8 protein-coding genes are annotated in these 10,449 nt (G+C 69.9%); 2 read left to right on the top strand and 6 right to left on the bottom strand.

The genetic code is table 11. From position 1 onward, the window contains the following. Positions 1-40: 40 nt before the first annotated feature. Together AC5Y7E_RS07810 and AC5Y7E_RS07805 are read right to left on the bottom strand one after the other, a co-directional pair. Positions 41-1,510 carry an aldehyde dehydrogenase gene (locus AC5Y7E_RS07810; protein WP_499948295.1) on the bottom strand — a complete coding sequence of 490 codons (1,470 nt, stop codon included), beginning with the start codon at positions 1,508-1,510 and terminating at the stop codon, positions 41-43. Between the two features lie 95 nt (positions 1,511-1,605). Continuing rightward, positions 1,606-2,373, bottom strand: a complete 768-nt coding sequence (locus AC5Y7E_RS07805; protein ID WP_499948292.1) for a class I SAM-dependent methyltransferase — start codon at positions 2,371-2,373, stop codon at positions 1,606-1,608. Between the two features lie 65 nt (positions 2,374-2,438). Between AC5Y7E_RS07805 and AC5Y7E_RS07800 the strand changes: the two genes are divergently transcribed. Further along, entirely contained in the window at positions 2,439-3,605 is a 1,167-nt protein-coding gene (locus tag AC5Y7E_RS07800) for a glycosyltransferase family 4 protein (protein ID WP_499948290.1), read from the top strand. Here the strand turns inward: AC5Y7E_RS07800 and AC5Y7E_RS07795 are convergent. Together AC5Y7E_RS07795 and pgfA are read right to left on the bottom strand one after the other, a co-directional pair. Continuing rightward, the gene (locus tag AC5Y7E_RS07795) at positions 3,585-5,303 is read right to left on the bottom strand and encodes an MmpA family trehalose lipid delivery protein (RefSeq protein WP_499948289.1); all 1,719 of its coding nucleotides are present in this window, start codon (positions 5,301-5,303) and stop codon (positions 3,585-3,587) included. The two genes, AC5Y7E_RS07800 and AC5Y7E_RS07795, sit on opposite strands and share 21 nt — an antisense overlap. A 21-nt stretch (positions 5,304-5,324) precedes the next feature. Further along, positions 5,325-6,629 (bottom strand): cell envelope lipid trafficking protein PgfA, encoded by a 1,305-nt coding sequence (pgfA, locus tag AC5Y7E_RS07790; RefSeq protein ID WP_499917755.1) that lies wholly within the window; start codon positions 6,627-6,629, stop codon positions 5,325-5,327. A 169-nt stretch (positions 6,630-6,798) separates the two neighbouring features. On the opposite strand from pgfA, the gene AC5Y7E_RS07785 reads away from it, so the two are divergent. Then, the gene (locus AC5Y7E_RS07785; RefSeq protein WP_499948287.1) at positions 6,799-7,971 is read left to right on the top strand and encodes an acyltransferase family protein; all 1,173 of its coding nucleotides are present in this window, start codon (positions 6,799-6,801) and stop codon (positions 7,969-7,971) included. Here AC5Y7E_RS07785 and AC5Y7E_RS07780 read toward each other — a convergent pair. Together AC5Y7E_RS07780 and AC5Y7E_RS07775 are read right to left on the bottom strand one after the other, a co-directional pair. Beyond that, positions 7,968-9,440, bottom strand: coding sequence for an AMP-binding protein (locus tag AC5Y7E_RS07780; RefSeq protein WP_499948285.1), 1,473 nt, complete (start codon positions 9,438-9,440; stop codon positions 7,968-7,970). The genes AC5Y7E_RS07785 and AC5Y7E_RS07780 overlap by 4 nt on opposite strands. Further along, positions 9,433-10,413, bottom strand: coding sequence for a phosphotriesterase family protein (locus AC5Y7E_RS07775; RefSeq protein ID WP_499948283.1), 981 nt, complete (start codon positions 10,411-10,413; stop codon positions 9,433-9,435). Before AC5Y7E_RS07775 ends, AC5Y7E_RS07780 begins: the two co-directional genes overlap by 8 nt. Between the last annotated feature and the right edge of the window lie 36 nt (positions 10,414-10,449).

Here is a 10,449-nt window from a genome sequence, read left to right as displayed (position 1 = left end):
ACGCCGCGCGTCACGCTGGCGTGACACTGCGCGTCAAGCCCTAGCTTTCGACGGTGTAGCCCATCGGCATCAGCACGCTCTTCTGTTGCGTGAAGTGCTCGACGCCCTCGGGCCCGTTCTCGCGGCCGATGCCGGAGTTTTTGTAGCCGCCGAACGGGCAGCAGGGGTCGAACGCATACCAGTTGATGGCGTAGGTCCCGGTGCGAATCTTCTCCGAGATTTCGATGCCCTTGGGAATGTCGGTGGTCCACACGCTGCCGGCCAAGCCATACGCCGAGTCGTTGGCGATCTTGATCGCGTCCTCCTCGGTGTCGAACGGGATGATGCTCAGCACCGGCCCGAAGATCTCCTCCTGGGCGATCGTCATCTTGTTGTCGACGTCGGCGAAGACGGTGGGCTGCACGAAGAAGCCGCTGTCCAGGCCCTCGGGACGGCCACCGCCGCACACCAGCCGGGCGCCCTCCTCGATGCCCTTGGCGATGTAACCCTCGACGCGGGCGCGCTGCTTCTCCGAGATCAGCGACCCGATCTGGGCGGCCGGGTCCGACGGCGGCCCAACCGGTAGCGCCTGCACGAATTGACTGACCGCATCCACGATTTCGTCGTAGCGCGAGCGGGGCGCCAGGATGCGGGTCTGGCCCACGCAGGCCTGCCCGGTGTTCATGATGCCGGAGAACACCAGCATCGGGACCGCCGACGCCAGGTCGACGTCCTCGAGGACGATCGCGGCCGACTTACCGCCGAGCTCGAGCGTGCACGGCTTGAGCATTTCCGCGGCGCGCCGGCCGATCTCCTTGCCGACGCCGGAGCTGCCGGTGAACGTGAACAGGTCGACGTCTGGATTGGAGGTCAGCGCCTGGCCGGTCTCGATGCCGCCGGGCACCACCGACAGCACGCCTTCGGGCAGGCCGGCCTCGACGAAGATGTCCGCCAAAGCATTTGTGGTCAAGGGTGTTTCGGCGGCCGGCTTGAGCACTACGGTGCAGCCGGCCAGCAACGCGGGGCCCAGCTTGTTGACCGCCAGGAACAGCGGCACGTTCCAGGCCACGATCGCGCCGACCACGCCGATCGGCTCGCGGTGCACGATGGTCTGTCCGTAGGAGCCGTTGCGGATCTCGCGCCACTTGACCTGGTCGACGGCCGGGCCGGCGAAGAAGTTCATCGCGCCCATCGAGCCCATCCAGTGCATCGTCTCGATGGTGGTCGGCGGCTGGCCGGTCTCGCCGGCGAGAAGCGCGCTCAGCAGCTCCTTGCGCTCCTCCATCAGCTTGGCGGCGTTGGCGATGACGGCCGCGCGTTCCTTCGGCGGCGTCGTGGGCCAGGGGCCGTTGTCGAAAGCGGCGCGGGCCGCGGCGACCGCCGCGTCGACGTCGGCCGCTGCCGCCAGGGGCGCCTTGCCGAAGTACTCACCGGTGGCCGGACAGCGCACCTCGATCACCTCGGAGGTCGACGGCTCCGTCCACTTGCCGCCGATGAAAAGCTTGTCGTATTCGGTCTTGATGTCGGTCATGTTCCGCCGCTCCTCCTCATTGCTCCGCGCTGCATCGTCGCCGCGGGCATGCGCGCCACCCTACCCAAGCCAGAGCAAAACGAGAACACGTTTCACTATTGGGGTTGCAGGACCAGCACCAGATTGCTCACCAGGAACTCGCGCAGCACCGGCACACCCGTCAGCCACCATGCCCATCGTGGGTGGTAGCGGGGAAATGCGGCCACCAGGGCCCCGGTGTTCTCGGCCCAGCTCAGCCCCTCCGCCACCGACACCCCAAACAACGACGACCCGTAGTCGTTTTTGGGTCGGTGGCCGTGTTTGCGGGCGTAGCGCGCGGCGGCGCGGGCGCCGCCGAGGTAATGGGCCAGGCCCGTCTCGTGACCGCCGAACGGCCCCAGCCAGACGGTGTAGGACAGCACGGCCAGCCCGCCCGGCCTGGTCACCCGCAGCATCTCGGCGCCGAGCTGCCAGGGCCGCGGCACGTGCTCGGCGACGTTGGAGGACAAGCAGATGTCCACGGAGTCCTCGGCGAAGGGCAGCGCCATTCCCGAGGCCCGCACGAAGGTCCCCGTCCGGGCGGCGACCGCGGGCCCGGCCGCATGCATCTCGCTGGGGTCGGGTTCGACCCCGACATAGCGCAGGCCGGCATCGGTGAAGGCCGCCGCGAAGTAACCCGGGCCGCCGCCGACGTCGAGCAGCGTGCGGCCGCAAATCGGCTCGCCGTGGGCGGCCCGCCACAGGTCGCTCACCATGGCCGCCGTGTCGGCCGCCAGGGCGCCGTAGAAGCGGGCCGGATCCGGCTGCTCGTAGCGAAACTCCGACAGCAGCCGCATGGAGCGGGCCAGCGTCGCCCGGCGCGCGAAGATGTCGGTGGCCGCCACCGGCCACACCATACGGATGTGTGGCGCTGCCCGATGAACATCCTCGCCGGTTAGGCTGACGACCGATGTCTTACTTGCGCTCCGTGCTGCTGCTGTGCTGGCGCGATACCGGGCACCCCCAGGGTGGCGGCAGCGAAGCGTATTTGCAGCGCATCGGCGCGCAGCTGGCCGCATCGGGAATCGCCGTCACGCTGCGCACCGCCCGCTACCCCGGGGCGCCGCGCCGCGAGGTCGTCGACGGCGTGCGAATCAACCGGGCCGGCGGCCGCTACTCGGTGTACGTCTGGGCCCTGCTGGCGATGGCCTCGGCGCGGCTGGGGCTCGGGCCGCTGCGCGCGGTGCGGCCCGACGTGGTCGTCGACACCCAGAACGGCCTGCCTTTCCTGGCCCGGCTGATCTACGGCCGCCGCGCGGTGGTGTTGGTGCACCACTGCCATCGCGAACAGTGGCCGGTGGCCGGGCCCGTGCTCGGCCGGCTCGGCTGGTTCGTCGAGTCGACGCTGTCGCCGCGGGTGAACCGGCACAACCAGTACGTCACGGTGTCGCTGCCGTCCGCGCGCGACCTGGTGAGCCTGGGCGTCAACGGCGCGCAGATCGCGGTGGTGCGCAACGGTCTTGACCGCGCGCCCGCGCAGTCGCTGACGGGCCCGCGGTCGGCCGCGCCGCGGGTGGTGGTGCTGTCGCGGCTGGTGCCGCACAAGCAGATCGAGGACGCCCTGGAGGCGGTCGCGCGGCTGCTGCCGCGGATCCCGGGGCTGCACCTGGACATCGTCGGCGACGGCTGGTGGCGCGACCGGCTCGTCGGGCACGTGCGGCGGCTGGGGATCGGTTCGGCGGTGACGTTCCACGGGCATGTCGACGACGTGACCAAACACCATGTCCTGCAACGGGCGTGGGTGCACCTGTTGCCCTCCCGCAAGGAGGGCTGGGGTCTGGCCGTCGTGGAGGCGGCCCAGCACCGGGTGCCGACCATCGGCTACCGGTCCTCGGGCGGCCTGTCGGACTCGATCGTCGACGAGGTGACCGGGATCCTGGTGGACAGCCACGCCGAGCTGGTGGACCGGCTCGAAGAACTGATCGCCGATCCGGTGCTGCGCGATCAATTGGGCGCCAAGGCGCACACCCGCAGCGGTGAATTCTCCTGGACGCAGAGCGCGGACGCGATGTGCGGCGTACTGGAAGCCGTACGGGCCGGCCGCATGGTCGGCGGGCTAGTCACCGGGCGGGACTGAGCGGGTGCGGCGACGCCACGCGCCGATCATCGCGCCGGCGCCACCGCCGATCAGCATCGTCAGCCACGCGAGATGTGCGACCATCGTCGCCGTCCGCCGCCCGGCCGCCGCCCCGGCGGTCTGGCCGCCGATCCGGTAGAGCGCAATCTCGTGGTCGCGATAGGCCGGGGCCACCGCGTTCAGCGTGCGCGCGGCCGCCCCCATGTCGCCCGCGCTGTCGGATTCCACCACCAGCCAGGCCACGCCCGCAGCGGCCAGCGCCGCCGGATCGGATCCGGACAGCAGGAGCTCCTGCACCGCCCGGGCGTGCGCTCCCTCCCCGGCAATGGTGGTCCCCGAGATCACCAGATCGCCGGTGCTGAGCACGTCGGCACGCACCCAGCGGGGCAGCGGGTCCAACACCGGCGCCGGGCCCGACCAGGAGAACAGCCGCATGGTGCCGGCGGGCAGCACCGCGACCGCCCCCGGTTGGGCATCGATCACCGCGGCGACGGCGGTCCAGCCGCGCGGATAGCGCACCGGCGCCACCTTGCCGAACACACCCCAGGCCAGGTCGGGCAGGGCCAATAACAGCGTCAGGCAGCAGACCAGCGCCGGGGCGGCGCTCGAGGAAAGCCGTAGCCACCGGCGCAGCGTCACCACCGCACCGGCACCCGCCAGGGCGTAGCCGGGAACCGCCAGCGCTACCCACTTCTGGCCGTCACGCAGCACCCCGAAACCGGGCACGGCGTCGACCACCGCGCTCAGCAGCGCCACGCCCGGGCCAGTCGCCAGCGCCGCCGGCACGAGCACGGACACCGCCGCCAGCACCAGCAGCGGCACCACCGCCGGGCGCCGGATGACCGTCGGTAGGCCCGCCGCCACCACCCCCAGCAGCACCACGGCCGAGAACACCGCGAAAAGCGTTGTGCGCGAACCTGGTACTGCGTCGCCGTTCCAGATGCCGCCGAGACTGGCCAGGCTGGCCAGGGTGCCCAGCCCGGGCTCGGCGCGCGGCGCGAACGCCTCGACCCCGAGGCGGTTCGCCGCCGTGTGAGCGGTCAGCGACGATCCCGCCACCGACGCCGTCAGCCAAGGCAGCGCCGCCACCAGCGCGGTACCCGACGCCGCCGCGGCGCACCACCGCCGCGACCGGCCGGTACCGGGCGCCGCCGCGCAAACCAGCGCCACCGTCGCGGCCAGCAGTAGCCCGGTCGGGGTCAGCCCGGCCAGCGCGACCCAGAAGGCCAGCCCGCAGAACACAGACCGGTTCGCCGCCGTCGTCCGCAGCGCCAGGACTGCCGACGCCACCCAGGGCAGACAGCCGTAACCGACCAACAGGCTCCAGTGCCCCTGCAGAAGCCGTTCCGCGACATAGGGATTCCAGATCGCCACGGTGGTGCCGACGAACTGGCCGGAAGCGCCCGCGCACGGCAGCGCAACCGCGATCAGCCGGGCCGCCCCCCACCCCGCCAGCCACAGCCCGAGAATCAGCAGGGCCTTGACGACGATGCCGCCGTCGACCAGATGGGAGGCCAGCGCCACCGCGAAGTCCTGGGGGGTGGCGCGCGGCGCCGCCGTCAGCCCCAGCGCGGTGTCGGAGAGATACGACCGCGGCGTCGACACCGCGTCGCGCAACAGCAGGTAACCGGGCGCCAGGACCGGCCCGGCCACCAGCAGCGCCAAGACCAGTGCGTACCCGGGCCGGGTCCAGCGCACGGTTAACGCATCCGAGCCGGGCTATTCCCGGTCGTGCGGGCCGGGCGGATGCGGCTCGGCCGGTCCCGCCTCGGTGGGCGCGTCCGGCCCGGCCTTCCCGGGTAAGACAGGTGGTTCGGAGCCGGGCGGACCGGACTCTTCACGCGCCTCGGGACGCTGGGTGGGCAGCTTCTCGGTCTCGGCTTCGGCGCCCGGCACCCGTTCCTCGAGGCCGCTGCGGCCGAAGAAGTCCTGGTCGCCCCGGTCCAGGCCGGGATCGGTCAGCGCGCTCTCGCTGCGCAGGCTGAACGAGGCGAGCAGCCCGCCGCCGATCAGTGCGATCAAACCGACCGCGGTGAACGTGATCGGCAGCACCCGCGACCACAGCGCCAGCCGGTCGCGCTCGTCGCGGGCCGCGTTGACCTGGGATTCGACGGTGTCTTCGTTCGAGGTGACCTTGTAGTCGGCGAGGGTGAGCTCCGGCTTGAGCGGGTCGCGGGCGAAATAGTGGTCGGCGTGCTCGGTCTGCTTGACGATGGTGCCCGACACCGGGTCCACCCAGAATGTGCGCTGCGCCGCGTAGTAGCGGGTCATGGTGATCTGCTCGTTCGGATCGCCGCCCTGGACGCCCCACATCGACGCCGAGGTGGTCTGTTTGGCGTCCTCGTTGCCGGCCAGCAGCGACGGGTACGCGACCGGAGCCACCAGCTTGCCGTCGGAGTTGTAACCGACGTTCTGGGTGAACTTGTACGTGGAAAGCCCGTTGACGTCTTCCTGGGCTTCGTAGTTGACGTCGAACGCCTTCTGCGCGATCGGATCGAAGTAGGGGTAGGTCTTCTTCTCGGTGTTGAACGGGAACCGGTAGGACAGCCCGTCGTGTCGCAGCGGCATCGCGGTGGGCGGGTTCTCGTCGTTGACGGCGCGCGGCTTCTGGACCGAGCCGCCGGCATGGGTGTCGTCCGAAACGGCCAACGCGGTCTTGCGATTGAGCGTGACGGTGTCGACGATCGCCAGCAGCAGCCCGCTGTCCTTCTGTTTGTCGGTTCGCCGCAACGAGCTGCCGACCTGCAGCGTGACCACGTCGGCGTTGGCGGGGGACTCGACGCTGATCTGCCGCTGGGAGACGAGCGGCACGTTCTGGTTGACGACGACGTGGTCGGTCGACAGCGACGAGGAGTCCAGTGCCGTCCCGGTGCCGTCCCCGACCAGCGTGGCATCGATGTCCAGGGGAACCTTGGTGATCCGGCTGGTGGTGTACGTCGTCAACAGCAGCGCGGCGATCAGCAGGGCAGCTCCGAGGCCGATGATCCCGCATGCGGCGAACCGCAACATGACTGCTCGGTTCACGTCGCTGTGCCCTCCTCGATTCCTTGCTTCATCAGCCGCGACCCGACCCGAGCAGCAGCCCGGGGCAAACTCGTTTGACCCTAACAGCAGAAAGTAAGGCGGCGGCTTACCAACCTGTTGAGGTCCCCCCGGTGTACCCATTCGGCGTGCACGGCACCACAGGCACACTGTGGTGGTGAGCGATGACCAGCGGGTGGGCGGGGTGCGCAGCTTCCTGCCGGCCGTGGAAGGCATGCGCGCCTGCGCGGCCATGGGCGTCGTCGTCACGCACGTCGCGTTCCAGACCGGGCACTCCAGCGGCGCCACCGGCAGGCTGTTCGGCCGCTTCGATCTCGCCGTGGCGGTGTTCTTCGCGCTGTCTGGTTTTCTGCTGTGGCGCGGACATGCCGCGGCGGCAAGGGATCTGGGACCCCGCCCGGCCACTGGCCACTATCTGCGGTCCAGGGTGGTCCGCATCATGCCCGCCTATGTGGTCGCCGTCGTCGTGATCCTGACCCTGTTGCCCGACGCCGATCACGCCAGCCTGACGGTGTGGTTGGCCAACCTCACGCTCACCCAGATTTACGTGCCGCTGACGCTGACCGGCGGCCTGACCCAGATGTGGAGCCTGTCGGTGGAGGTCAGCTTCTACCTGGCATTGCCGATTCTGGCCCTGCTGGCCCGCAGGCTGCCGGTGCGGGCCCGGGTGCCGGCGATCGCTGCGCTGGGGGCCCTCAGCTGGGCTTGGGGCTGGGCGCCCATCCATACCGCGTCCGGCACGAATCCGCTCAACTGGCCGCCGGCGTTCTTCTCCTGGTTCGCCGCCGGCATGCTGCTGGCCGAGTGGGTGCACAGCGGGGTCGGGGTGCCGCATCGCATCGCGCGCCGGCGCCTGGTGATGGCCGCCGTCGCGGTCATCGCGTACCTGATCGCGGCGTCACCTCTGGCCGGTCCCGAGGGTCTGGTGCCTGGCACCCCCGGCCAGTTCGGGGTTAAGACCGCGATGGGCTCTGTGGTGGCCTTCGCGCTCGTCGCCCCGCTGGTGCTCGATCGGGTGGACACGCCGCATCGCGTCCTGGGGACCACCGCCATGGTGACCCTGGGGAGGTGGTCCTACGGGCTGTTCGTGTGGCACCTGGCGGCGTTGGCCATGGTGTTCCCGGTGCTCGGGACGTTCCCGTTCACCGGCCGCATGCCCACGGTGCTGGTGCTGACGCTGATCTTCGGATTCGCGATCGCCGCGGTGAGCTACGCGCTGGTCGAGTCGCCGTGCCGAGAAGCGTTGCGCCGCTGGGAGAAACGCGACAGGCCGGACGAAAAGGCCCAAGCCGTCGACGCCGAGGCGGACGCGATCGCGCCCTAGCTCGCCTCGGCGGCCGCCAGGCGCTCCAGGATCTCGGCGCGCACCGCCGAGCGGCGGGCCTTGCCGGCGTCGTCGCGCAGCGGGGTGTCGACGAACTCGACGGTGTGCGGCACCTTGTACCCCGCGACTTGTTCACGCAGAAACTCTTGCACCCCAACGGAATCCAGCTCCGAACCGTCGACCGGGTGCACAAGCGCGTATGGCACCTGGCCGAGATCCTCGTGCGGGACGCCGACGACCAGGCAGGACAACACATCCGGGTGCGCCGACAGCGCGTTCTCGATTTCGGCGGGGTAGACGTTGCGGCCGCCGACGGTGAACATGTCGACGCGGCGGTCCGAGAGAAACAGGAAGCCGTCGCCGTCGAAATAGCCGAGATCGCCCAGCGAGTCCCAGCCGTCGCGGGTCGTCGCCGTGGCGCCGACGTAGCGGTAGGTGGGCGCGCTGCCCGGGCCGGGCCGCATGTAGATTTCGCCGACCACGCCGGGCGGGCAGGGGTTGCCGTCGTCGTCGAGCACCTTCATCTCTCCGGCGACCACCACGCCGACCGAACCGCGGTGCGCCAGCCACTGGTCCCCGGAGATGAACGTCAGCGCCTGTAATTCGGTGCCGCCGTACAGCTCCCACACTTTCTCCGCGCCCAGCAGGTCGATCCACGCCTGCTTGATGGCCGGCGGGCAGGGCGCGCCAAGATGCCAGAACCGCCGGATCGAGGACAGGTCGTAGGCATCCGGGTCGGCCTGGTAGACCGGCAGCGTCCGCTGCATGATCGTGGGCACCGTCGTCAGGAACGTCACGCGATGGTCGGCGATCAGCCGCAGAAACCGCTCCGGTTCGAACCGGCTCATCAGCACCAGGTGATGGCGCATCAGCAACGCAATCGTCGCGGTGGTGAAGCCGGTGTTGTGCGACAGCGGCACCGGCACCAGCGTGGTATCGCCCTCCTGGGCGCCCAGCGGATAGCCGATCGCCGACGGTATCCGGCTGTCGCCGCCGGACTCGATCAGCTTGGGCCGGCCGGTGCTGCCGCCGGATCCCATCGCTTTCCACACCGGCGAAACCGCCTCCGGCAGCGGGGCGTCGGACAGCGCCGGATCGGGCGTGAAATCCATTGGCACGCTGGGTATCTGGCGATGCTCGCGCCCGACCAGCAGCGCGGGTGGCCGCAGGTCCACCAGGCCCGCCAGCTCCGCGTCGGGCAACCGCGCCGATAGCGGCTGCGGCACCGCGCCCAGCTTCCAGCACGCCACCGCGGCCTGGATCCACTCGATTGAGTTGGGCAGCACCATCGTCACGTAATCGCCGACACCGACACCGCGCTCGGCGTAGGCGCGGGCCAACCGATTCGTCGAGCGGTCGAGTTGGGCGCGGGTCAGGGTCACCCCGTCGCAGGTGACCGCCGGCTCGTCGGGAGCGAGTTCGGCCAGCGCCGAAATCTGCGTACCGATCGGCGGGATCGGCTCACTCATACGCGCCCTGTCGCTCGAAGATGCGGCGCGGGTTCTCCACCAACATGGTGTGCAACTGCTCGTCGGTGACGCCGCGTTCCTTGAGCGCCGGGATGACGTCGTTGTGAATGTGCAAGTAGTGCCAGTTCGGGGCCATCTGCGGCACCAGCTCCTCGGGGAGCGCGTCGAAGTAGCAGTTGGCGTCGTGCGAGAGCACCATCCTGTCGGCATGCCCGCGCTCGCACATCTCCGCCACGATCCGGACCCGCTCCTCGAATGGTGAGATCACGTCGAGGCCGAACCGGTCCATGCCCAGATACGATCCGGCCGCGATGAGCTCTTCGAGATAGCCGATGTCGGTGCTGTCGCCGGAATGCCCGATGACCACCCTGGTCAGGTCGACGCCCTCTTCTTCGAAGATGCGCTGCTGCTCGAGGCCGCGCCGCAGGCCGGCGTGGGTGTGCGTGGAGATCGGCACCCCGGTGCGTTTGTGCGCCTGGGCGACGGCGCGCAGCACCCGCTCGACGCCGGGGGTGATGCCGGGCTCGTCGGTGGCGCACTTGAGGATTCCGGCCTTGATGCCGGTGTCGGCGATGCCCTGTTCGATGTCGCGCACGAACATCTCGGTCATGATCTCCGGGCCGCCCAGCAAACCCCCAGGACCCTCGTAGTGGAACCGGAAGGGCACGTCGTTGTAGGTGTAAAGCCCCGTTGCCACAACGATATTCAGCTCGGTCCCGGCTGCCACGCGGGCGATGCGCGGGATGTAGCGGCCCAGGCCGATCACGGTGAGGTCGACGATGGTGTCCACGCCGCGGGCCTTCAGCTCGTTGAGCCGGTCGATGGCATCGGCGACACGCTGGTCTTCGTCACCCCACGCTTCCGGATAGTTCTCCGCGATCTCGGTGGTCATGATGAACACGTGCTCATGCATGAGGGTCACGCCTAATGCGGCGGTATCGATGGACCCGCGAGCGGTATTGAGTTCTGACACGCCACTGATGCTAGGTCGGTCGGCACGTGACCAACA

This window comes from Mycobacterium sp. NGS17 (assembly GCF_059813205.1).
This window is presented reverse-complemented; position numbering and strand designations above follow the sequence as displayed.

What these genes read in the sequence shown, in the direction of transcription:
- AC5Y7E_RS07800 (WP_499948290.1), top strand. Translation starts at nt 2,439, where the DNA reads ATGTCTTACTTGCGCTCCGTGCTGCTGCTGTGCTGGCGCGATACCGGG.
- AC5Y7E_RS07810 (WP_499948295.1), bottom strand. Translation starts at nt 1,510, where the DNA reads ATGACCGACATCAAGACCGAATACGACAAGCTTTTCATCGGCGGCAAG.
- AC5Y7E_RS07780 (WP_499948285.1), bottom strand. Translation starts at nt 9,440, where the DNA reads ATGAGTGAGCCGATCCCGCCGATCGGTACGCAGATTTCGGCGCTGGCC.